Genomic DNA, 23726 nt, shown 5'->3' with positions numbered 1-23726 from the left:
CGATGGTCCGAACCCTTTTTTGGATCTGGTATACCATCGGTGCGCTGCTGCTGATCGTGTTCGGAATTCCGGACAGCCTGAAATTCTCTAACGGATTATTTCTCGTATTCTATGGTGCCTATGGGCTGGACTTATTAATCAAGGGGCAATTCAAACCCTTCATGTCTGACTGGTCAGTCAATTCTTCGGGAGGCCGGATGACCAAGCGATTCTGGTATGCTGCGGCTCTTATCTGGTTAGGCGGAATGGCGGTGGAATGGGTAGGCGTGCATTCCGGCCGGTTGTTTGGGGATTATAATTATTCTACTATTCTCGGGCCTTTATTGTTTGGTGTGCCGGTTACACTGGGCTTCGCCTGGATTGCGGTTGTGTGCAATGCCGTGCTGATCAGCCATGATTTCGGACAGCGCGGCCTCCGGCTCCTGCTGCTGCGGGCCGTGCAGGTCGGCTTCTGGACGGTCCTGATGGATCTGGTGCTCGATCCTGTTGCCCATGCCAGGAACTTCTGGCATTGGGAGGGCGGCGGGGGCTTCTATCAGGTGCCCTGGAGCAATTTCGGCGGCTGGCTGATTGCAGGCGCTGCCTTGTCCATGCTGCTCCCGGCTGTGCCGTTCACCCGCCTGGCTGCCCGCCGAGGCACCCGCCTGTATCAGGCGATCCTGATCCTGTTCGGCCTGATCAGCCTGACAGAGGGATTGCCTGCCTGCGCGGTGATCGCCGGGGCAGGCGCCGCTTTGGCCGAAGGGAGTCTACGCTATGCTGGAAGCCGTTCCATCGGGAAGGTTTGACTGGTTATTCTACCGTTATAATTCCTTGTATCTGCTGCGCAGGCATTTCCACTTCATTGGAATCAGCGGAGAGCTTCAGCCCGCTGCCGCTGCCGGGCGGGGGATTCTCTACCTTATGAATCACAGCTCGTGGTGGGATGGTCTGCTGGCCTATCACGCCGCAGGGAAGCTTCCGGGGAAGCGGCATTATTTCATGATGGAAGAGGAGCAGCTACGGAAGTATGCCTTCTTCAGGAAGCTCGGCGCCTATTCCATTAACCCCGGCAATGCCGGAGATGCGCGGGCTTCTCTGCGGTATACAGCCGGACTGCTGCAAAAGGGTGAGAGTGTCTGGATGTATCCCGAAGGCGAAATCCGGCCGCTGGAGCACCGGCCGCTGAGTCTGAAGGAAGGGGCTTCCTTGGCGCTGCGGCTCAGCCCGCAGACGGCCGTAGTCCCAGTGACGCTATACCACGGCCTGTTCCGGCATACGAAGCCGGAGGCTACGCTGCTGGCCGGTGCGCCGCTGCTGCTCCCTTGGGCGGATATGGACCGCTCAAGGGTAGCTCGTACGCTGGAGACTGTTCTTGGCGGACAACTGGAGTCCCACCGCAGCAGAGTGCTTAATCATCAAGGCTATATGCCGGATGAATTCAGGCCGCTGCTCCGCCGGGGGAGATCTACCAATGAATGGCTTGACCTGCTGCGGCCGGGCGGTGGGAGAGGATGAACGTATTCTTTCAGGCTGTAACCGGTATTGTGCTGCTCCAGCTATTGTTCGCAATATGGAATGCAGCGCAGCTCCCCAAGCTGGGGGCAGCGGTCGGTACAAGAGCGGCGAAGGCGCTGCCAGCAAAAGCAACAGCATCCTCACGGGCCTTGAGCTTATCGGTACTGATCCCCGCCCGGGATGAAGCGGATAATATTGGGGACTGCCTCTCCTCTGTAATGGCCTCAAACACCGGCGGAATCGGGGTGGAGATTATTGTACTGGATGATTCATCAACTGACGGAACGGGGGCTATTGCCGCTGCAGCGGGCAGCGGAGTACGCGTTCTGAAGGGAAGAGAGCTGCCGGAGGGCTGGCTGGGCAAGTCCCATGCCTGCGCTCAGCTTGCAGAAGCGGCAAGCGGAGACTGGCTGCTTTTCTTGGACGCAGATGTCCGTCTTCAGCACGGGGCGCTTCAGGCGGCGCTTTCTGCTGCTGAAGCAGCGGGCGGCGGCATGATTACCGGCTTCCCCCGGCAGATGACCGGAACCTGGCTGGAGCGGCTGGTTGTTCCCCTGATGGTCTTCACCATCATCTGCCACCTGCCCATTCCTCTGGTCCGCGGCTCCAGAGATCCGCGGTTTGTTGCGGCGCATGGGGGCTTCATCCTGATTCACCGGGACAGTTACGACAGCTGCGGCGGGCATGAAGCCATCCGCAGCGAGCTGGTGGATGACATGGCGCTGGCCCGCGCCGTGAAGCGGTCGGGCGGAACGGTGGCGCTCATGGATGTTACGGAGCAGGCGTTCATGCGGATGTATCACAATGCCCGGCAAGTATGGAATGGCTACCGGAAGAATATCTATGCCGGTATCGGCCGCAGCCCGCTGCTGCTGCTGGGTGTGCTTATTGCATATCTGTCGCTGTATGCGGTGCCCGCCGCCGCCGTTCTGTACTATGCCCTAAGCGGACAGCCCGGTGCGGCCCTCTGGCCCGCTGCGGCGCTGTTTGCCGGTCTGGCCGTGAAACGGACCAGCGATGCTGCCGGTCGGCAGCCGTTCTGGTTCTGTCTCCTACTTCCGGCGAGTATACTCTGCCTGTCGCTGATTGCTGTGGCGTCCTGGCGCGGAAGCCGCACGCGCGCAGGCTATGAATGGAAAGGAAGGCGTTATGGATGAAACCGAAGGCAGTAATCATAGGCGCCGGATTCGGGGGGCTGTCCTGTGCGGTCACTCTTGCCGCTGAAGGCTGGGAAGTCACCGTGCTGGAACGCCAGCAGCATCCGGGCGGTAAGCTGCAGCGTGTTCAGGCGGGGGGCTACACCTTCGACCGCGGCCCCAGTACAATTACGATGCCCCATGTCTTCCGCTCGCTCTATGAGCTTGCGGGAGCCCGCATGGAGGATTATGTCCAGCTCTATGAGCTGGAGCCGCGCACCCGCAATGTCTTCGCAGACGGCAAGGTTGTCGATTTCTCAAGGGATACCGGGCGAATGCGGGAGCAGATGGCTTCCTACAGCCCGGCGGATGCTGCGCGGTTCCCGGAGTTTCTGGAGGAAGCCTCGCGGCTGTATCAGCTCAGCGAGAAGCAGTTCCTGAACAGGCTGCTGCTATCCTGGAGGGATAAGCTCTCGCCTTCCCTTGTGCGGGATCTGGTGCGCGTAAGGCCTTTTCTCAGCCTGCATAGCTTGCTGCTCCGCTACTTCAGCCACCCGAATACGCTGGCTATGCTGGGCCGCTATGCCACCTATGTGGGATCATCGCCGTATCGCTCCCCCTCCATCTTCGCCATGCTTGGTCATCTGGAGATTCAGGAAGGCGTATACGGGGTGAAGGGCGGCACCTATAAATTAATCAGCGGTCTGTCTGCACTCGCCCGGAATTTGGGCGTACGGCTGATTACAGGCACGGAGGTGACGGGAATTTCCGTAGTCTCCGGTGCGGTGGAAGGTGTGGATACGGCGCAGGGCTTCTACCCGGCCAATACGGTTATTGCCGGTGGCGATGTTCTGAGCATCAACCGGATGCTGCTGCCCGAAGCGGTTCGTCCTGGAATGACGGACCGCAAGATTGAAGCCTACGAACCCTCCCTGTCGGGGCTGGTAACGCTGGCGGGTGTGCCGCGCACGTATGATGCGCTGCTGCATCATACAGTGTTTTTCCCGGAGAACTACGAGCAGGAATTCAAGGATATCTTCGAGCATAAGCGTCCGCCGCAGCAGCCGACAGTGTATGTATGCCATTCCGGTTATTCCGAGCCTGAGCTGGCGCCTGCGGGCGGCAGCAACCTGTTCATTCTGGCTAATGCGCCATATCTGAGCCCGGCCTGTGACTGGAGTGAGGAGAGGGATGCGTACGGGGAGCGGGTAATGTCTGTACTGGAGAGCCACGGTGTGAGCGGGCTGTCGTCCGCAGAGGTGCTGGAGCGGTATACTCCGCAGGATATTGCCCGCGATACGCTGGCGCATCAGGGAGCTATTTACGGGATATCCTCCAATACGGTGAAGCAGACCTTCGCCCGCCCGGGCAACCGTTCCAGCGATGTTAAGGGACTGTGGTATGTGGGCGGAACCACGCATCCTGGTGGGGGAACCCCTGTGGTGTCCTTGTCCGGCAGGCTGGTGGGCGAATATATTGCAAGCCATGTATGAGGAGTGAAACCCCCGCCAGCGTTCAATGGCCGAGCGGGGTTGTGCTATAGTTGTGCTATAATGGAAGGTAATTGTGGAGCGGGATATATTGCAAGTAGAGACGGTTTCGCCGCCTTTTAGGGGCGGCACCAGTCTTTGAATAACTCGTAGAGTGTCTTTGTTGCTGAATGTATGTGGAAAACAGCATACATTGTGCTCGCAGGCAGGCGTATGGCCGAATGTATGTTGAAAACAGCATACATAGTGCTCACACGCAGGCACATGCCTAAATGTATGTGGAAAACAGCATACATAGTGCTCACAGGCAGGCGTATGGCCGAATGTAAGTTAAAAACAGCATACATAGTGCTCGCACGCAGGCACATGCCTAAATGTATGTGGAAAACAGCATACATAGTGCCTGTACACAGGCGTATGCCCGAATGTATGTTAAAAACAGCATACATTGTACTCGCAGGAAGGCGTATGGCCGAATGTAGGTTGAAAACAGCATACATAGTGCTCGCAGGCAGGCGCATGGGCCAACTGTATGTGGAAAACAGCATACATTCTCCGTAGGATGATTTTGTTCTTTTTTTGAGAAAAGTGAAGCAGAAACGGAGGAAGACAGCATGAATGATATGCCGCGAAACGGTGTGCCGCAGAGCGCTGTGAAGCCCTCAGGAACAGGGCCCCAGCCAGGTCAGGAGGCAGCAGGCTCAGGCCATGCCGGACATAAATCTCTGCTGCCCGACTCCAGAACCGGAGAACGGAAGATTGAGCATGTACGGCTCTGCTTGAATGAAGATGTGGCCGGCAACGGAATTACAACGGGGTTCGAGCAGTACCGGTTCCGCCATAACGCGCTGCCGGAGCTGGATTACGATACCATCTCACTGGGTACTGAGTTCTTAGGCCGTACGCTGCGTACCCCGCTGCTGATCAGCTCCATGACCGGGGGGAGCACGGCTACAGGGAAGATCAATGAGCGGCTGGCCGAAGCGGCGGAGCGCCGGGGCTGGGCACTTGGTGTCGGCTCGGTACGCGCGGCTGTAGAACGCGCGGAGCTGGCGGCTACCTTCCATGTGCGGGCCAATGCACCCACGATTCCGGTCATTGCCAATGTCGGAGCCGTGCAGCTCGCCTACGGCTTCGGGGTAGAAGAATGCCGCCGGGCGGTTGAGATTGCCGGAGCGGACTGGCTGGTTCTCCATCTGAACGGGCTGCAGGAGGTATTCCAGCCTGAGGGTGACACCGGCTTCGGTTCCCTGCTGCAGCGGATAGAGGCATTGTGCCGGAGTCTTGAGATTCCAGTGGGGATCAAGGAGGTCGGCTGGGGGATTGACGGCGATACGGCTGCCCGGCTGTATCAGGCGGGTGCTGCCTTCATTGATGTTGCCGGAGCAGGCGGCACTTCGTGGAGCCAAGTAGAGAAGTTCCGCAGCATCGACCCGGTTCGGCGTGCGGCTGCGGAGGCCTTCGCCGACTGGGGGATTCCCACGGCGGAGTGCATTGCCGAGGTCCGCGCGGTCTCCCCGCGCGGGGCATTGATCGGCAGCGGCGGACTGAAGCACGGCGTCGATGCCGCCAAGGCGCTGGCCCTTGGCGCTGATCTGGCGGGCTTCGGACGGGGGCTGCTGGGTCCGGCCGTCAGCTCCGAGGAGGCGCTGGATCAGGCGCTGGCCCAGGTAGAGCTGGAGCTGCGGACGGTGATGTTCGGCATCGGTGCGCCGGATCTTGCCGCACTGCGTGGAACGCCGCGTCTGGTCCGGCGCTGAGCCAGGCTTACTTTTATAATCAGAACCGAAGGAAGGTATCCAAATGACGATTACATTGGTCCCGATGGACGAATCTGCGTTTCAGTCGTTCTTGAAGCAATCTACCCGCGACTACGCAGAAGAGAAAGTACAAGCCGGAGCCTGGGATGCAGATACAGCGTTAGCGCAGGCCCAGGAATCGATGAATCGCTACCTGCCGCAAGGCCTCAATACGGCGGGAGCTTATTTCTATTCGGTAGTAGAGGACGCTTCGGGGATTCAAGCCGGTTATCTCTGGTTCAACGTGACCGAGAACCGCGGGGTGCGGGAGGCGTTCATTTATGACATTTATATCTTTGAGCCGTTCCAGGGCCGGGGCTATGGCAAGCAGACACTGCTCCTGCTGGATGAAGAAGCCCGGAAGCTGAAGGCGGCCAAGATCGGACTGCATGTCTTTGGGCACAACGAACGCGCCTTCGGGCTATACAAGAAAATGGGCTTCCAGGTTACAGACATCACAATGTCCAAGACGCTGTAGGCCGCAGGCGGAAAGTAGCACCAGGCAGGCATAAGGTTCTGCACAGCACCAGCCGAAGTAACTGGACTCCTCAAGGAGTCTTTTTGCATAAGGGGCAGTGTTCGGGAGTAAGTGCGGCGATGTGTGAGCCAAGGATTCACGGAAAAACGAACAAAATGGGACTGGCGCAACGTGTAGGCTGGATGTAGTCGAAAAACCGATTACAATTGGAGCGGGCACGCCGTGTAGGCTGGATGTAGTCGAAAAACCGATTACAATTGGAGCGGACGCGCCGTGTAGGCTGGATGTAGTCGAAAAACCGATTACAATTGGAGCGGACGCGCCGTGTAGGCTGGATGTAGTCGAAAAACCGACCACAATTGGAGTAGAAGCGCCGTGTAGGCCAAATGTAATTGAAAAACTGACCACAACGGGCAGCGCCAAGTAAATATTTTTTACACGGTAAGATGAGTTTGGCCGCCCGCCCTTGACATCTGCTGTTGCTGGAGAATTTGTTCTAATATATAATGGTTTGAGATCAGTTCGGTATTTCATGCGGTGATCAAACCAACCGAAAATAGGAGTTGTCATATAAATGGCTTTGAAAGCAGGTATCGTTGGACTTCCCAACGTAGGCAAATCGACATTATTCAATGCAATTACACAAGCGGGCGCAGAATCCGCCAACTATCCATTCTGCACCATCGACCCGAACGTCGGGGTTGTAGAAGTGCCGGACGAACGTCTGGATAAGCTAGTGGAGCTGGTACAGCCGAACAAGACGGTTCCGACCGCTTTTGAATTCGTCGATATTGCCGGACTGGTGCGCGGTGCGAGCAAGGGCGAAGGCCTGGGCAACAAGTTCCTGGCCCATATCCGTGAGGTGGATGCCATTGTTCATGTGGTGCGCTGCTTCGTCGATGAGAACGTGACCCATGTAGACGGCAAGGTGAATCCGATCAGCGACATCCAGACGATTAACCTGGAGCTGATTCTGGCTGACCTGGAGAGCGTGGAGAAGCGGATTGAGCGTTCCCGCAAAAACATCAAGGGCGGCGACAAGAAATACGCCCAGGAGGTAGAAGTACTGGAGCGTGTGAAGGAAGCCCTGTATCAGGACCAGCCTGCACGCAGTCTGGAATTGTCTGACGATGAGCGCCAGATCGTGCGCGACCTTCACCTGCTCACCCTGAAGCCGGTGCTGTATGCGGCGAATGTGGGCGAGGATGAAGTGGCGACTGCCGAGGAGAATCCTTATGTGCAGCAGGTCCGCGAATTCGCAGCAGCCGAGAATGCTGAAGTCGTGCCGATCAGTGCCAAGGTGGAAGCGGAGATTGCAGAGCTGGAAGGCGAAGACAAGGCGATGTTCCTGGAGGAGCTGGGTCTGCAGGAATCCGGGCTTAACCGTCTGATCAAAGCGGCTTACAAGCTGCTGGGTCTGTACACTTATTTCACTGCGGGCGTTCAAGAGGTTCGTGCCTGGACTATCCGCAAGGGCACTAAGGCCCCTGGAGCAGCGGGCGTGATTCATACGGACTTCGAGCGCGGTTTTATCCGGGCGGAGGTTGTAGCTTATACCGATCTGGTGGCGGCAGGTTCAATGAACGGTGCCAAGGAACGTGGGCAGCTGCGTCTGGAAGGTAAGGAATATCTGGTGCAGGACGGCGACGTTATGCATTTCCGGTTCAACGTATAGAGACTTTTCGCTTGTTATAGAGAGGCCATTCAGGAGTAGAGGTTTGCTTGCTGGATGGTTTCTTTGCGTCATTCGGACTCGGTGCCGGTGTATAAGCTGGCCGGAGGCTCAACATCATAAGATCATACAGAATCAAAATTTAAAAAAATCCCCGGCCCGCCGCATGTACTGTAGCCAATTGAGGCTTGTGGTGGTATAATATAAAGTCGTATATCTACTTCAGTTGTAGCAACAATTTAAAGTAATAATGAACGAAGAATTTGAATCAGGAGAGGTGAATTCCCTTGTTGGACCGATTGCAATCCCTGGCGGACCGCTATGAGAAACTCAGTGAACTGCTATGTGACCCGGATGTTGCAAGCGACAGTAAGAAACTGAGGGACTATTCCAAAGAACAATCCGACTTGCAGCCCGCCTTTGAGGCGTATAGTGAATATAAGAACGTAATGGAAGAGCTTGAAGCCGCGAAGATGATGCAGGCCGAGAAGCTTGATGATGAAATGAAAGAAATGGTCAAGATGGAGATCGATGACCTGTCCGAGCGTCAGGCCGTTCTTGAGGAGAAGATTCGTCTGCTCCTGCTGCCTAAGGACCCTAACGACGACAAGAACGTAATCGTGGAAATCCGCGGCGCAGCCGGCGGGGACGAAGCGGCCTTGTTCGCCTCTGACCTCTACCGGATGTATACCCGTTATGCCGATGCCCAGGGCTGGCGCGTAGAGCTGATGGATGTGAACACGAATGATCTCGGCGGCTTCAAGGAAGTCATCTTCCAAATTACCGGGCGCGGCGCTTACAGCAAAATGAAATTTGAAAGCGGCGCACACCGTGTGCAGCGCATCCCTACCACAGAATCCGGCGGACGTATTCATACCTCTACCTCTACCGTGGCCGTAATGCCGGAAGCGGAAGATTTCGAAATCGAGATTCATGACAAGGATATCCGTGTCGATACCTTCTGTTCGAGCGGCGCGGGCGGACAGTCCGTTAATACGACCAAATCAGCAGTACGTGTAACCCATGTACCAACGGGGATCGTGGCTACCTGCCAGGACGGCAAGTCCCAGAACTCCAACAAGGATAAGGCCCTGAAGGTGCTGCGTACCCGGATCTCGGATCTGAAGCGTCAGGAAGAGGAAGCCAAGTATTCCGGAGAACGTAAAAGCAAGGTGGGAACCGGTGACCGCAGTGAGCGTATCCGCACCTACAACTTCCCGCAGAGCCGTGTGACGGATCACCGGATCGGCTTAACCCTCCACCGTCTGGATCAGGTGATGAACGGGGATATTACCGAGATTATCTCGGCACTGTCAATTGCGGAACAAGCAGAATTGATGGAAAAAGGAGAATAATGCTTTGAAACACGACTCTTATGTCATGCCTGACGTGCAAAGCATCCGGGAAGCCTTTGCGGAGGCTTCTTCTTTTTTGGCCGGACACGGCCTTACGGAGCCGCAGCGCAGCAGCCAGCTCCTGCTGGAGCATGTGCTGGGCTTGTCCGGGGCGGCTTATTATATGGCGCTGGCTGATCCGTTCCCGCTGGCGCGCAAGACCGAATGGGAAGCGCTGGTGACCCGCCGGGCGGCGGGAGAACCGGTGCAATACATCACCCGCGAGCAGGAATTCTACGGCCGGGCCTTCGAGGTCACGCCCGATGTGCTGATCCCGCGCCCGGAGACGGAGCTGCTCGTCGAGGCGATTCTGAAGTACGGCGCGGAGCTGTGGCCGGACGGAATGGCGGGGGTGCGGGGCGAAGCCGCACCGGAAGCTGGAGGAGACGAGCAGGGACAAGCAGCGGTCGGCGTGGTGCGGGGCGAAGCCGCACGTGAAGATATCGCGGCTGCGGATGAAGCAGCCGCCCACAGCGGGGCGGGCCGCAACGCAGCCCGCCGGGAAAGCGGCGCGGGCGCAGCCGGCGCCGCACGGCCGCTGACCGCCGTCGATATCGGCGCCGGCAGCGGAGCTATCTCCGTCACGCTGGCGGCGGAAGCGCCGGCGTGGCGGGTCTGCGCTGGCGATATCTCGCCCGGCGCGCTGGCCGTGGCCCGGCGCAATGCGCAGCGGCACGGCACGGCGGTGGACCTGCGGCTCGGCGATCTGCTCGAGCCGTTCGCGGGGCTGGAGACGGATATCCTCGTCTCCAACCCGCCGTATATCCCCGGCGGCGACATCGCCGGGCTGCAGCGCGAGGTGCGCGACCATGAGCCGCGCACGGCATTGGACGGCGGCGGGGACGGGCTGGACCCGTACCGCCGCATGATGGAGCAGCTGCCGCTGCTCCCGGCTCCGCCGCGCCTGGTCGGCTTCGAGCTCGGCCAGGGGCAGGCCGAGCAGGTAGCCGGACTGCTGCGGGCTGCCGGACATTGGGACGAGATCATCACCATCGATGATCTCGCCGGGATTCCCCGGCATGTACTCGGCATTGCCCGCCGGGGACGGACGTAGCCGGGCCGGTGTAACCGTCTGGTGCGGCGTCATTTTTGAAGAAGTCAGGAAATCTCCAATATTTGGTAAATTGTATTTAGGCGGCCCCTTCCTTTACAATAGACGTGACGGAACTTCTGCCTGGGCGGCTGCCGGGAGACAAGAACGGGAAGAACCAGTACTGAGTAAGGAGACAGAATATGCTTCAGAAGATTAAGAAGATTGACGGCGTTATCCTGGTGATTCTTGTGCTGCTGATGGTGGTCAGCATTTTCTCCATATACAGTGTGACCCACGGGCGTGAGAGGCTGGACGGGTCGCATATTAAGATGATCAAATTCTATATCGTGGGCTTTGTTGCCTTTATCGGGCTGACGTTCGTGGATTACCGCCTGCTTGTAAAATATGCGTTATATGTGTACATCACGGGGATTGGCATTCTGATCCTGGTCAGCTTCGTGGGCACAGAGCAGAACGGTGCACAGGGATGGATCAAGTTCGGCAACAGCTTCAGTCTTCAGCCGGCGGAGCTGTTCAAGCTGATTTTAATTCTGTTCCTGGCAGCTGTGCTTGTACGCAAAAATAAAAATAAGCTGCTGTTCTGGCGTGATGTGGTCCCGCTGGGATTATTCAGTCTCGTGCCGTTTGTCATCGTAATCAGCCAGAATGACCTTGGAAATGCGCTCTCTTACATCGTTATTCTGATCGGTCTCTTGTGGATCGGCAATATCAAATTCACCCATGCGCTGATCGGGCTGCTGGTTATAGGCGGCTCTGCGGCTGCCGGAATTATGAGCTATATTCATTATCATGATGAAATTAAGGATTTCCTGGTAGATATCAAACGTTCGCACTGGATCGAGCGCTTCGACCCATGGTTGGTACCGGATAAGGCGACGGCCAAGGCGATCTACCATACGAAGAACGCCAAAATGGCCATCGCCTCCGGCGGCATGAGCGGTGAAGGCTACATGACAGGCAGCTCGGTGCAGACTGACCGTGTACCATACACCTATTCGGACTCCATTTTTGTGCAGATTGCGGAGGAATACGGCTTTGTCGGCTCGGCACTGGTGTTGCTGCTGTACTTTATCCTCATTCACCGGATGATACTAATTGCACTGGAGTGCAAGGATAGGGGCGGGCCGTTCCTGATCGTCGGGGTGGTGGCGATGCTGCTGTATCAGATTTTTGAGAATATCGGGGCCTTCCTGGGCCTGATGCCGCTGACCGGGATTACGCTGCCGTTCATCAGCTTCGGAGGCACCTCACTGCTGATCAATATGGCGAGCATAGGGCTTGTTATGAGCGTGCGTCTGCATGGGCAAGAGGTGGAGGAGGATCTGCCGAGTCCTGCACTGTATTCTTCCCCAGCTTCCGCCAAGAGAAGTTAACTTATTAAGAATAATAAAGCCCGCGCATTTAGGGAAGCTGAATGCTTCATCCATACCGGAATTCTTCGTTTACGAAGGGTTCCGGTATTTTTTTGCAAATGGACGGCAAATCCGTTTCCACCTGGGCTGACATACTTAGAAGGAGGGCTTAGTGGGTCAGCTATGCAGAAATAGAAAAATTGAATAAATGCTCCCAATTGCATTACAATGGAAATTAGTGGGTTGAAGCCTGGGCTGGGTGCAGCGGGCGGATTCCTAATCCGTAGAGTTTGAGGGGTATATCCTTATGTTGCAGAGAATCAAAAGAATAGACGGCAGCATTGTGCTTATTTTGATTGTGCTGATGGGGGTCTGTATCTTCTCCATTTACAGCGTGACTCACGGAAGAGACGGCCTGGATGGTATGCATATCACCATGCTGAAGTATTATGCGCTGGGATTTATCGCGTTTATCCTGATCACCCTGTTCGATTACCGCCTGCTGGTGCGGTATGGACTCTATATTTACATCGCCGGAATCGGAATTCTGCTTTCGGTCAGCTTTTTCGGCAAGGTTAAGAATGGTGCCCAGGGCTGGATCGGTATTGGCGATTTAAGTATTCAGCCGGCGGAGCTGTTCAAGCTGATTCTGATTATTTTTCTGACCACCATGCTTGTCCGTAAAAATAAAACCCGGCTCCAGTTCTGGCGCGATGTCGTGCCGCTGGGTCTGATTGCATTCATGCCGTGCGCGCTGGTTATCGTCCAGAATGACCTGGGCAATGCGCTCAGCTATATCGTAATCCTGCTTGGCTTGCTATGGATCGGGCGTATCAAATTCTCGCATGCGCTGATCGGTCTAGTTGTCGCGGGCGGAGCAATTCTGGGCTTCATCCTGTGCTATATCAACTATCACGAGCAGACGGTGGATTTCATTGAGAAAACGCTGGGCCGGGATCACTTCGTCAGCCGGTTTGATCCTTGGCTCGTGCCTGAGCTGGCCAGCAGCACGGCGAGCTATCAGACGAAAAATGCTCAGACGGCGATTGGCTCCGGGGGCCTGAAGGGAGAAGGCTATTTGGAGGGCAGCTCCGTACAGAGCAACCGTGTGCCGTATCTGTATTCGGAATCGATTTTTGTGCAGATTGGGGAAGAATTCGGCTTCCTGGGCGCAGCGGCGCTGCTGATGCTCTTTTTTATCCTGATCCACAGATTAATCCTGATTGCCCTAGAATGCAGGGACCGTGGCGGGCCGCTCCTGATTGTCGGGATTGTGGCGATGCTGCTGTATCAGATTCTGGAGAATATCGGTGCGATGACCGGACTGATGCCGCTGACCGGCATTACCCTGCCGTTCATCAGCTACGGCGGAACCTCGCTGCTGATTAATATGGCCTGTATGGGAATTGCGATGAGCGTAAGGCTCTACGGGCAGGATGTGGAGGATGATCTCCCTCTGCCGCAACCGGACACGAAGGGCAAATCCCTTTTGTCCAAAAACTAGGTGCTTCCGTCTCTACTTCATAAATCATAGATTAATAGGTTTGCAGTCTCTCATTCCTGGACATACTGGGAACATAAGAGGTTCAAAGGGAGAGGGGCTGCGGAAGATGGAGGATTATAAGCTGGAACGAGGGGATTCCCTGCGAATTACCTTTAAGTATACTGCCATTTTAATTTGTTTTTTTATGATTCTGATGATGGCCTGGGAAGGGCAAAAAAGCGATGCTGCCGTAGCGGAGGTATCGATCCCGCAGGAGTCAATCCGCCTGCGTATTCTGGCGAATTCGGACGGCACCGGGGATCAGCTGGTCAAGCGCCAGATTCGTGACCGGATCGTGGAGCAGATTAATCAGTGGGTGGCCGGGCTGGAAGATCCGCAGAGTCTGGAGCAGGCCCGTGCCCTGATCCGTAATCATCTGCCGGAGCTGAATGAGCTGGTGGGCAGAGAGCTGGCGCAGCGCGGGATTGAATACGGCTATCAGGTGGAGCTGGGCACGGTTCCTTTTCCGACCAAAATGTATGGCGGACGGGTCTACCCAGCCGGAGAATACGAGGCCGTCCGGGTCACGCTTGGATCAGGCAAAGGGCAGAATTGGTGGTGTGTGCTGTTTCCGCCGCTCTGCTTCATCGATGCAGGAACCGGGATGCTGCGGCTGCGGAACCGGCTGCTGCGAAGGCGGAGGCCAAGGGTGCGGCTAAGGTTTCAGCCAAGGCTTCGGGAGACGGTGCGAAGGTGAAGGCGGCGGATGGAACAGCGCAAGGGGCAGTATCCAGTCTCTCGGATTCTGCTAACAAGGAAGGAAGTTCGGGTGATACTGCTGAGGCACCGAAGGTGAAGTTCTTCGTGTGGGAGCTGCTGAAGAATATCTGGAGCTGGATCTGCGGGCTGTTTGCCTGAATGTCTTGAAAAGCATGGCGTAAACGTATATTGGATTCTACAGTTTTTGCGCCGGATATGGTACGATGATTGCAGAACTTGAGCAGAGGCGGCTCCACCTGAGGGGGCCGTTTTTGAGTGTAGAGGAAACTATTGTTTCCTCCTGTTGTGGACAAGGTGCCTAAAACCGAATGCCATAAGCTGGCACAGGGCCTTATGGACCAAATGTATGTGAAAAACAGCATACATTGTGCTGGCACAGGAGGCGAATGCCCGAATGTATGTGAAAAACAGCATACATTATGCTGGCGTGAAGGAGTATGGCCCAAATGTATGCCAAAAACAGCATACATTGGCTACCATGCAGGCATATGGACCAATTGTATGTGGAAAACAGCATACATTGTGCTGACGCGCAGGTAATCCCATTCATCCGGTCGGATGATTTTGTTCCGTAATAATTCAATTTAGAAAGCTAGTGATGATAGATGACAGAAGATAAGCATTTACCATTCGCGGCCCAGCGCCGCAGCGGTCATATAGAATCCACCCTGTACTGGAGCCTTGCTTCCGGCAAGGAGGGAACGGATGGCGGAACGGAGAGTTCTGACGGTTTGCCGGTGAGCACGAGTGACCTGGGCATGATCTCGGAAGCGGCAACGCTGCTGCGGAGCGGGGAGACAGTGGCCTTTCCGACGGAGACGGTGTACGGGCTGGGCGCAGATGCGCGGAACACCGCAGCGGTAGAAGCGGTATTCGCAGCCAAAGGCCGTCCCTCCGATAACCCGCTGATCGTTCATATTGCCCGGCGGGAGGATCTCGGTCGCCTGGTGACGGAGGTGCATCCGGTGGCCGAGGCGCTGATCGATGCGTTCTGGCCCGGCCCGCTGACGCTGGTGCTGCCGGTGCGTCCCGGCGTCCTCTCGCCGCTGGTGACGGCGGGTCTGGATACGGTTGGCGTGCGCATGCCGGATCATCCGGTGGCGCTTGCGCTGCTGCGCGCGGCGGATTGTCCGGTGGCTGCGCCTAGCGCCAACCGCTCCGGGCGGCCGAGTCCGACGCTGGCCGCCCATGTGCTGGAAGACCTCGCCGGATATATCGGCGGGGTTCTGGACGGCGGCGCGGCCGGGGTCGGCCTGGAGTCGACCGTGGTGCAGGTGCAGCCGGACGGGACGGTAGCCGTGCTCCGTCCCGGGGGCATCACCGCCGAGCAGCTCGCGGCGGTGACCGGCACTGAAGCGGCCGCAGCGGAGCCGGCCGCCGGGGCGGACATGCCTGCCGGTGCATCCGGCGGCGGGTCCGTGCCTGTGCCGCCGGCAGCCGTGCCCGGCGGCGGCGAAGCCGGCGCTGCTGCGCAGGCGGCCGCAGGCAGCGGCCCGGCGCCGCGCGCGCCGGGCATGAAGTACACGCACTATGCCCCGCGCGGCGCGCTTGGCATCGTACGCGGCTCCTCCGCGCAGCGCGTGGCGGAGACCGCCGCTGGGCTGCTGCAGGCGGCGCAGCGGGCGGGCGAGATCACGGGCCTGCTCCTCTTCGAGGAGCATAGGTCCCTGTATCCCGCCGACCCGGCCGCCTGCACGGTGTCTCTCGGCTCGCTGTCCTCGCCGGAGGAGACCGCCCGCTTCCTGTATGCCGCCTTGCGGCGCTTCGATGAAGCGGGGGCCACGTACATTCTGGCCGAGGCCTGCCCGGTCACGGGCCTAGGCGCAGCCATCATGAACCGGCTGATGAAAGCCGCTGGAGAATCAGTGATCGACGCCGGGTAGTCAGTTGCTGTTAGGATGGTATGGACCATGTCCTCCTTCTAAGACTGGAACTCATAAGATTAACGTGGAGGTGCTGCTATGAGTGGAAAGGATCAGGAAGCCGATCAGAACAAACTCAGAGAGCTTGAACGGCAACTGAAGGAACGCGATCGGCAGCTGGCCGAGATGGAGGAAGAGTTAGCCATCCTCAAAAAGGCAAAGGAATACTTCGATAAATTTGGAAAATGAATGTTCGGATACACCTGATTTTACGCAGGCCATGGCCCTTCGCCCCCGCCCTGCCATCCACCCCACAGTCATGAATACCATCTTGTCCGCATATCGTTGTTGTACAAGAACTTACGGACTCAGGGTGGAGGGTTATTCATGGGCTGGGACGGAATGGTTGGGGGCTGGGGCGGAATACATGGGGGCTGGGGCCAGATAGTAACAGTGGCCATTATGGCAGTTGCGCTGGGGATGGATGCGTTCTCGCTTGGCGTGGGCATCGGGATGAGGGGCATCCGTCTGCTGCATGTGCTGCAGCTTAGCCTGCTGATTGCTTTTTTTCATGTGCTGATGCCGCTGCTGGGCTTGTTCACGGGCAGCTATGTCGGGCATTTACTGGGACAGGTTACCACCTATGCTGCCGGAGGCCTGCTTGTTTTGCTGGGCGGACATATGGTGTTCAACTCCTTCCGTCAGGACGACGGCGGCAGCAGTCGGCAGATGGATCACCGGACAGTGTGGGGCATGCTGCTGATCTCGCTCAGTGTAAGTGTGGATTCTTTCTCGGTCGGGGTTTCGCTTGGGATGTTTGTGAATAGTATTATTCTAACCGTGCTGGCCTTCGGTGCCTGTGGCGGTGTTATGTCCATTACAGGGCTGCTGCTGGGCAGGCGGGTGAGCCGGGGCCTTGGAGAGTACGGGGAAGCGCTGGGCGGAGCCATTCTCCTGGCGTTTGGCTTGATGTTCATCTTTTGATACAATAACGGCAATACCCATAATTTTTAAGCTTGCTTCATACCGAAATTATAATGTTTACCGGAGGTGGAAAGGTTGCTGCATATTTTATTTGTCTGCACAGGTAATACCTGCCGTAGTCCCATGGCCGAAGGGCTTCTGCGGAAGCTTGCGAAGGAGCGGGGCATTCATGTGGAGGTGCGGTCTGCCGGAGTTTCTGCTGTCCCGGGTACTTCCATATCCAGACATGCTGCGGGCATTCTGCAGGATGAAGGGATTCAGGACCGCATCGTATCCTCACAGCTGAACGGGGAGGCAGTGGCTTGGGCCGATCTGATCCTCACCCTGACAGGAGCGCATAAGCGGCATTTGCTGCAATATTTTCCTGACGCCGTTACCAAGACCCATACCCTTAAGGAGTATGTCCAGACGCAGGAATCCGTGAACGCCGATATCCGGGAGCTGGACAGCTTGTATGCAGATGCGGAGCTGAATCTGGCCCTGGGCACCGAGCCGGATGCTGCGGCTATGCAGCGGATGATTGAGATCCGCCAGCGTATCCCCAGCTTCGATATCAGTGATCCGTTCGGCGGCTCGCGTGAAGATTACGAGCTGGCGGCTGCCGAGATCCGTACGGCGCTGTACAGTCTACTCGATAAGCTTGAATCGCTGAGACGGCTTTGAAGTGGTTGATTTTTTGCTGACTATCCCTTAAGATGTAATAAATATGATCCGGTTCCGGTGTAACTGGCGACAAGTGTGGATGAAACCACGATGGAGCACCTGGAATAAACGGCCGGTCGCCTGGGCAAAAGAGCACATCCGCAGTTCAACCTGCGGACTGCTCTTTTTTGTTTAAAAGTTGCATCTCCATGGAAATCAGAAACGGTTGAAGGGGGCGGTAAGATGGAGGAAGTCCTGAAGCAGAAGTCAGGGGATGACCGCTTATCCGGTATGGCGGCTGCAGAGCAGCAGCTAACGGGCGGCGGGGAGCTTTCTTTGGCCGCAGCCACTGCTGCGGTAACGCGTGAACTTGCAGTAGCGGGCCAGCTCGGTCCGGGGAAGATCATGGTCGTCGGAGCCAGCACAAGCGAAGTGGCAGGGAAGCGGATTGGGACAGGCGGTGCGCTGGAGGTTGCGCGGCAGCTGCTGGAGGGGATTACGCAGATTGCGGATGAATTTGGTTTTCACCCGGTCTATCAATGCTGCGAGCATTTGAACCGTTCGCTGGTGATGGAACGCGCTCTGCTGGAAGCCCTTGGTCTCAGAGAGGTGTCGGCTGTACCCATTCCGGGGGCCGGAGGCTCTATGGCTGCAGCGGCCTACCAGTCCATGACAGATCCGGTACTGGCAGAGACGATTGAAGCTCATGCCGGTATAGATATCGGGGAGACCCTGATTGGCATGCATCTGCGCCGGATTGCCGTACCTTACCGGCCTAGCCTGCGGTATATCGGGGCTGCCCGGGTAAATGCCGCATGGAGCAGACCGCCGCTGATCGGCGGGGAACGGGCCGTGTACCGCACGCCTGAGACTAGCGGTTCCGTGAATTGTGACTGAAGTGAGAGGTTTTAACTAACACCACATAAATCAGAGTTACAGGGAGGAAATTAGAAACATGGAACAATTGCGTAAAAGTGACCCGGCAGTATTGGAAGCGATGGGCCTCGAACTGAGCCGCCAGCGTGCGAACATTGAACTTATTGCCTCAGAGAATATTGTAAGTGAAGCCGTCATGGAGGCCATGGGCTCCGTGCTTACGAACAAATACGCCGAAGGTTATCCCGGCAAGCGTTACTACGGCGGCTGTGAAGATGTGGATATCGTAGAGAACCTGGCCCGTGACCGTGCCAAGGAGCTGTTCGGTGCAGAGCATGCCAACGTGCAGCCGCATTCCGGCGCACAGGCTAACATGGCTGTATATCTTGCTGCCCTTAGCCCTGGCGATACAGTACTGGGTATGAATCTGGCGCATGGCGGCCATTTGACCCACGGCAGCCCGGTGAATGCCTCCGGAATTCTGTATAACTTCGTGGCTTATGGTGTACAGGAGGATTCCTTCCTGATCGATTATGATGAAGTGCGCAAAGCCGCCTTCAAGCACCGTCCCAAAATGATCGTTGCCGGTGCGAGCGCGTATCCGCGTACGATTGATTTTGCCGCACTCGGTTCGATTGCAAATGATGTGGGCGCTCTGTTCATGGTCGATATGGCCCATATTGCCGGTCTGGTGGCTGCCGGTCTTCACCCGAATCCGGTTCCTCATGCCCACTTCGTCACTACAACTACGCACAAAACCCTGCGCGGTCCGCGCGGCGGGATGATTCTGTGCAGACAGCCATGGGCTGCCGCGATTGATAAAGCAGTCTTCCCTGGTTCCCAGGGCGGACCTTTGATGCATGTGATTGCGTCCAAAGCCGTATCGTTCGGTGAGGCGCTGCAGCCTTCATTCAAGACTTATGCCGAGAACGTAGTTAAGAATGCCAAGGTACTGGCAGAGACCCTTGTTGGTGAAGGTATTAATATTGTATCCGGTGGAACCGATAACCATCTGATCCTGCTTGATACCCGCAACCTGAACATTACCGGCAAGGTTGCTGAGAAGGTGCTGGATTCCATCGGAATTACAGTCAACAAGAACGCGATTCCGTTTGACCCGACTAGCCCATTCGTAACCAGCGGTATCCGCATCGGCACACCGGCTGTTACTTCACGCGGTATGGATGAGCAGGCTATGGTTACAATCGGCCGGATTATTGCTACTGTCCTGAAGAACCCGCAGGATGAAGCTAACTTGACTCAGGCGGCGCGTGAGGTAGCCAAGCTGACTGAACAATATCCGATTTACCCTGGATTGCAATACTAATCAGAGTCCTCTAATAATCGCCTTTGCGTACCCGGTTCCGCCGGAAGTACGCAAAGGCTTTTTATTTGCTGCGTTGCTGTTACATAATGTTCACAAATAGCTGCTGAGAAAACGAATGAATTATGTTGAAAATTACATGAAAGTTCATGGAACTTTCATTAAAAGTAGTGAAAGAACTGTGAATAGTATTAAAAGCGCTTAATCGTACAAACTAAGCTTTGTTTTATATCCAGAGAGGTGGCTATATTGCCTTAAGCTTCCATGGGCTGGGAATCTGCAGGAAGCAGGACGACTCGCGGATCTGTCTATCTGTAGGTGAAAAGCAGTCTTGGTGATGATATAATAGATAGGATTTAGCCACCTGAGAAGCCAAGTGCTTACTTTGGCTATAAATAAGACTTACAATTACCGGAGGGACAACATGGGAAAATTGGTGATTTGCGATCATCCATTGATTCAGCACAAATTGACATTCATTCGCGATGTGCGGACCAACACAAAAGACTTCAGGGAGCATGTCGATGAAGTAGCAACACTTATGGCTTATGAGATTACACGTGATATCCCGCTGGAGACCATTACGGTGCAGACGCCAGTGCAGGAAACGCAGAGCAAGGTGATTTCGGGAAGAATGCTCGGGCTGATTCCGATTCTGCGCGCCGGTCTTGGTATGCTGGAAGGTGTTCTTAAGCTGCTTCCTGCGGCGAAGGTAGGTCATGTAGGCCTGTTCCGTGATCCGGACACCCTGCAGCCGGTGGAGTACTACATTAAGCTTCCTACGGATGTCCAGGAACGTGAGCTGATCGTAATCGATCCTATGCTGGCTACAGGCGGCTCTGCCATTGCGGCGATTACCTCGCTTAAGAACCGCGGCTGCACTCAGATCAAGATGATGAACCTGATTGCTGCCCCGGAAGGTGTTGCTGCTGTACAAGCTGCTCATCCGGATGTGGATATCTATGTTGCAGCGCTTGACGATCATTTGAATGATCACGGATATATCGTTCCGGGCCTCGGAGATGCCGGGGACAGACTGTACGGAACCAAGTAAGAAGCACAGATAATAATAGTACGAACCCAATATACCGCGGTTTTCAGAAGAGAGGGAAGGGCTTATGTCCAAAATTAAAGTAATGACGATTTTCGGAGTGCGCCCCGAGGCAATCAAGATGGCGCCTCTGGTTCTGGAGCTGAACAGACATCCTGAGCAGATTGAATCGATTGTTTGTGTAACTGCGCAGCACCGGGAGCTGCTGGATCAGGTGCTTGAGGTGTTCAAGATTACCCCGGATTATGATCTGGACGTAATGAAGGACCGCCAGACGCTCAATGAGATCACGATCCGGGTGCTCGAAGGCCTGGAGCCGGTGCTCCGCGAAGTGAAGCCGGACCTCGTGCTTGTACATGGCGATACCCTGACCACCTTCCTGGCCAGCTATGCGTCTTTCCTGCAGCAGATTCAGGTTGGGCATGTGGAAGCAGGTCTTCGGACATGGAACAAGCTTTCGCCTTATCCGGAAGAAATGAACCGTCAGCTGACAGGCGTGCTTGCTGATCTGCATTTTGCTCCGACCCATTGGTCAGCGGGCAACCTGAGACACGAGAACAAAAAAGAATCAAGTATTTATATCACAGGCAATACCGTAACTGATGTGTTTCAATATACCGTACAGCCGGACTACCGGCATCCGGTCCTTGATTTTGCTTCAGGAAAAAGACTTATTTTGATGACGGCGCACCGCAGAGAATCCCAAGGCGAACCGCACCGTCATATTTTCCGTGCAGTCAAAAGAATCGCTGATGAATTTGAAGATGTAGCCATTGTGTATCCCGTGCACCCGAGTCCGGCAGTCAAGGAACCGGCGCATGAGATCCTCGGCGGACACCCTAGAATCAAGCTGATTGATCCGCTGGATGTCGTTGACCTGCATAACTTTTATCCGCATACCCACCTGATATTGACCGATTCCGGCGGCCTGCAGGAGGAAGCTCCCTCCTTTGGAGTTCCTGTGCTTGTGCTGCGTGATACAACCGAGCGCCCGGAAGGGATCGAGGCCGGAACACTGGAGCTTGTGGGAACGGACGAGGAGAAGGTGTATCAACGGACACATGCTCTTTTGACCGATCAGAACCTGTATCAGTCGATGAGCCGGGCCGCCAACCCGTATGGAGACGGCAAAGCCTCCGAGAGAATTGTCAATGCGATTTTGCACCATTTCGGAGCTGCTGAAGAACGTCCAGAAGAATTTCACACAATGTTCACAAATGATAAAACAGGGCAAGACAACTAATATACTAAGGTTAATAAAAGCAGCATACAGTTAAACTGTACGGTTTATATGGTTTTGGTGTATTTTGCTGTGATTATTTTCATATTTTCATGCGATTTTGGGCAATTTTCTGTGAATTGACAAAGAGTCTGGATATTCAGTAAAATTAGTTGGGATTGTAGCCTATGAAGGAACCAAAGAATGAGCCTGGACTGGGGCGTACGGCTCTAGTACTCGGGGGTGCGGGCAGCTTGCTCACCGCTTACATTGTAATAGGCTTTTTTGTGGCAAAGTGGCTGCGCAATCTGATGGACGGACCTGCCTTTTGGCTGGCTATCGGAACAATTACCGGGTTGATTCTCGGAGTTGTGAATGTTGCTTTGCTAATCAAAAATTTTTTGGGGGAGCAAAATGGATAATATGACTCCCGTAATCAATATCGTCACCAGGGTGACAGTAATCATTATGGCAGGATTGGTAATGGGGTGGGCTCTCCATCATGAGACCCGTGCAGTTACTCTGGGAATGACACTCGGCTTGCTGGCAGGACTGGTTAATTTTCGTTATCTAGCCCTTAAGGTCAGAAGAGTGACAGCAGCGGTGGCGAAGCAAGGGAAAAGCTCCTTCAGCCTTGGTTTTGCTACAAGAATCAGTTTTGGAATTCTGGTGACCATGTTCTCAGTCAAATACGAACATTTCTCGCTGGAGGCAACGATTATCGGCCTGTTCATCCCCCAGCTTCTGGCTATTCCCGTGGGGATATATCTAGGAATCAAGAATAAGCTGTAGCCATATTAAAGAGAAAGGGGGATGATACTATGCACGAAATGCCTTTAATCTATGTTGGCGGAATACCGATTGACCTGTCTGCTGTGCTAATGCTGGTAATCAGCTCGGTGATAGTGTTCGTACTGGTCATGCTCTCCGTCCGTAACCTGTCGGTTGAGAATCCGTCCAAGCTCCAGAATTTCATGGAATGGGTGGTTGAATTTGTACAGGGACTGATCAGCAGCGCCATGGATCTGAAGAAGGGAAAGCCTTACATATCACTGGGATTGACGCTGATACTGTTTATCTTCGTCTCCAATCTCCTTGGTCTGCCGTTTTCCGTTATTACAGAGGCCGATGGTCCGGTTACAGTCTTCGGACATGTTATCGAAGCAACTAAGAACCTGGCCGATGGCGCGCATGCTGAGATTCTGTGGTACAAATCGCCGACTGCAGACATCAACGTAACCGCAGGACTTGCGATCGTTGTGTTTGTACTCATGAACTACTTAGGCATCAAGCTGAACGGCAAGCATTATTTCAAACATTATATTGAGCCGTTTCCAATTTTCTTGCCGCTGAACATCATTGAGAACCTGGCGAAGCCAGTGGCGCTTGCCATTCGTCTATTCGCTAACATTTTTGCCGGCGAGGTTCTGATTACCGTCATTCTGAAGCTGGGACTATTCAGTATTCCGTTCCTGGCCATCTGGCAGGGCTTCAGTATCTTTGTCGGGGCGCTTCAGGCCTTTATCTTTACGATTCTGACGATGGTCTACATCGCACAGATGACGATCCACGAGGAAGAAGCGCATTAATAAGCTGCCGTGAGGATAGCGGCAGCTGCCGGAAACCTTCGCGG

Annotated in this window: 22 protein-coding genes, 1 pseudogene and 1 riboswitch; all 23 genes and pseudogenes read left to right on the top strand. The window is 55.4% G+C overall.

Annotated elements, in window-relative coordinates:
- The first annotated feature begins 2 nt into the window (after nucleotides 1–2).
- The 23 genes and pseudogenes from MKY86_RS29295 (at nucleotide 3) to atpB (ending at nucleotide 23682) form a co-directional block, all read left to right on the top strand.
- Nucleotides 3–788, top strand: a complete 786-nt coding sequence (locus MKY86_RS29295) for a carotenoid biosynthesis protein (RefSeq protein WP_076080834.1) — start codon at nucleotides 3–5, stop codon at nucleotides 786–788.
- Entirely contained in the window at nucleotides 757–1497 is a 741-nt protein-coding gene (locus tag MKY86_RS29290; protein WP_076080832.1) for a lysophospholipid acyltransferase family protein, read from the top strand. Before MKY86_RS29295 ends, MKY86_RS29290 begins: the two co-directional genes overlap by 32 nt.
- Nucleotides 1494–2654, top strand: a complete 1161-nt coding sequence (locus MKY86_RS29285) for a glycosyltransferase (RefSeq protein WP_076080830.1) — start codon at nucleotides 1494–1496, stop codon at nucleotides 2652–2654. Before MKY86_RS29290 ends, MKY86_RS29285 begins: the two co-directional genes overlap by 4 nt.
- Nucleotides 2651–4126, top strand: coding sequence for a phytoene desaturase family protein (locus tag MKY86_RS29280; RefSeq protein WP_076080828.1), 1476 nt, complete (start codon nucleotides 2651–2653; stop codon nucleotides 4124–4126). Before MKY86_RS29285 ends, MKY86_RS29280 begins: the two co-directional genes overlap by 4 nt.
- 611 nt (nucleotides 4127–4737) lie before the next feature.
- Nucleotides 4738–5883 carry a type 2 isopentenyl-diphosphate Delta-isomerase gene (gene fni / locus MKY86_RS29275; RefSeq protein WP_083685381.1) on the top strand — a complete coding sequence of 382 codons (1146 nt, stop codon included), beginning with the start codon at nucleotides 4738–4740 and terminating at the stop codon, nucleotides 5881–5883.
- A gap of 43 nt (nucleotides 5884–5926) precedes the next feature.
- Complete coding sequence (locus tag MKY86_RS29270; protein ID WP_340827649.1) at nucleotides 5927–6400, top strand: GNAT family N-acetyltransferase; 474 nt, start codon at nucleotides 5927–5929, stop codon at nucleotides 6398–6400.
- A gap of 574 nt (nucleotides 6401–6974) precedes the next feature.
- Nucleotides 6975–8075, top strand: coding sequence for a redox-regulated ATPase YchF (gene ychF, locus MKY86_RS29265; protein ID WP_036726185.1), 1101 nt, complete (start codon nucleotides 6975–6977; stop codon nucleotides 8073–8075).
- Between the two features lie 284 nt (nucleotides 8076–8359).
- Nucleotides 8360–9427, top strand: coding sequence for a peptide chain release factor 1 (gene prfA, locus MKY86_RS29260; RefSeq protein WP_076080826.1), 1068 nt, complete (start codon nucleotides 8360–8362; stop codon nucleotides 9425–9427).
- A 4-nt stretch (nucleotides 9428–9431) separates the two neighbouring features.
- Nucleotides 9432–10520 carry a N5-glutamine methyltransferase family protein gene (locus tag MKY86_RS29255; RefSeq protein WP_340827648.1) on the top strand — a complete coding sequence of 363 codons (1089 nt, stop codon included), beginning with the start codon at nucleotides 9432–9434 and terminating at the stop codon, nucleotides 10518–10520.
- A 179-nt stretch (nucleotides 10521–10699) separates the two neighbouring features.
- A complete protein-coding gene (locus tag MKY86_RS29250; RefSeq protein WP_076080824.1) occupies nucleotides 10700–11893 on the top strand; it encodes an FtsW/RodA/SpoVE family cell cycle protein in 1194 nt (397 codons plus the stop codon).
- Between the two features lie 286 nt (nucleotides 11894–12179).
- A complete protein-coding gene (locus MKY86_RS29245; RefSeq protein ID WP_076080822.1) occupies nucleotides 12180–13376 on the top strand; it encodes an FtsW/RodA/SpoVE family cell cycle protein in 1197 nt (398 codons plus the stop codon).
- 139 nt (nucleotides 13377–13515) lie between these two features.
- Nucleotides 13516–14273, top strand: a pseudogene (gene spoIIR, locus MKY86_RS29240) (stage II sporulation protein R).
- 620 nt (nucleotides 14274–14893) lie between these two features.
- On the top strand, nucleotides 14894–16018 hold the full coding sequence (locus tag MKY86_RS29230) for an L-threonylcarbamoyladenylate synthase (RefSeq protein ID WP_340827903.1): 1125 nt from the start codon (nucleotides 14894–14896) through the stop codon (nucleotides 16016–16018).
- Between the two features lie 78 nt (nucleotides 16019–16096).
- Complete coding sequence (locus MKY86_RS29225) at nucleotides 16097–16246, top strand: V-type ATPase 116kDa subunit family protein (protein ID WP_143803782.1); 150 nt, start codon at nucleotides 16097–16099, stop codon at nucleotides 16244–16246.
- Between the two features lie 138 nt (nucleotides 16247–16384).
- On the top strand, nucleotides 16385–16981 hold the full coding sequence (locus tag MKY86_RS29220; protein WP_340827646.1) for a manganese efflux pump MntP: 597 nt from the start codon (nucleotides 16385–16387) through the stop codon (nucleotides 16979–16981).
- 75 nt (nucleotides 16982–17056) lie between these two features.
- On the top strand, nucleotides 17057–17644 hold the full coding sequence (locus tag MKY86_RS29215; protein ID WP_036721738.1) for a low molecular weight protein arginine phosphatase: 588 nt from the start codon (nucleotides 17057–17059) through the stop codon (nucleotides 17642–17644).
- A gap of 49 nt (nucleotides 17645–17693) precedes the next feature.
- Nucleotides 17694–17777, top strand: a riboswitch (ZMP/ZTP riboswitch).
- A 137-nt stretch (nucleotides 17778–17914) separates the two neighbouring features.
- A complete protein-coding gene (locus MKY86_RS29210; protein WP_076084560.1) occupies nucleotides 17915–18520 on the top strand; it encodes a TIGR01440 family protein in 606 nt (201 codons plus the stop codon).
- Between the two features lie 58 nt (nucleotides 18521–18578).
- Nucleotides 18579–19826, top strand: a complete 1248-nt coding sequence (gene glyA, locus MKY86_RS29205) for a serine hydroxymethyltransferase (protein WP_076084548.1) — start codon at nucleotides 18579–18581, stop codon at nucleotides 19824–19826.
- 421 nt (nucleotides 19827–20247) lie between these two features.
- The gene (upp, locus tag MKY86_RS29200; protein WP_036721735.1) at nucleotides 20248–20877 is read left to right on the top strand and encodes a uracil phosphoribosyltransferase; all 630 of its coding nucleotides are present in this window, start codon (nucleotides 20248–20250) and stop codon (nucleotides 20875–20877) included.
- A gap of 64 nt (nucleotides 20878–20941) precedes the next feature.
- The gene (gene wecB / locus MKY86_RS29195) at nucleotides 20942–22117 is read left to right on the top strand and encodes a non-hydrolyzing UDP-N-acetylglucosamine 2-epimerase (protein WP_036721732.1); all 1176 of its coding nucleotides are present in this window, start codon (nucleotides 20942–20944) and stop codon (nucleotides 22115–22117) included.
- Between the two features lie 164 nt (nucleotides 22118–22281).
- Entirely contained in the window at nucleotides 22282–22515 is a 234-nt protein-coding gene (locus MKY86_RS29190) for an ATPase F0F1 (protein WP_076084545.1), read from the top strand.
- Complete coding sequence (locus tag MKY86_RS29185) at nucleotides 22508–22885, top strand: ATP synthase subunit I (protein WP_036699219.1); 378 nt, start codon at nucleotides 22508–22510, stop codon at nucleotides 22883–22885. Before MKY86_RS29190 ends, MKY86_RS29185 begins: the two co-directional genes overlap by 8 nt.
- Nucleotides 22886–22914: 29 nt before the next feature.
- Nucleotides 22915–23682, top strand: a complete 768-nt coding sequence (atpB, locus tag MKY86_RS29180; RefSeq protein WP_036699217.1) for a F0F1 ATP synthase subunit A — start codon at nucleotides 22915–22917, stop codon at nucleotides 23680–23682.
- Nucleotides 23683–23726 lie beyond the last annotated feature (44 nt).

Origin of the sequence: Paenibacillus sp. FSL R7-0333 (assembly GCF_038000365.1) — a bacterium.
Taxonomy (GTDB): Bacteria; Bacillota; Bacilli; order Paenibacillales; family Paenibacillaceae; genus Paenibacillus_AQ; species Paenibacillus_AQ silagei.
Note: the sequence above shows the minus strand (reverse complement) of the source record. Positions and strands in the feature narration are given on the sequence as shown.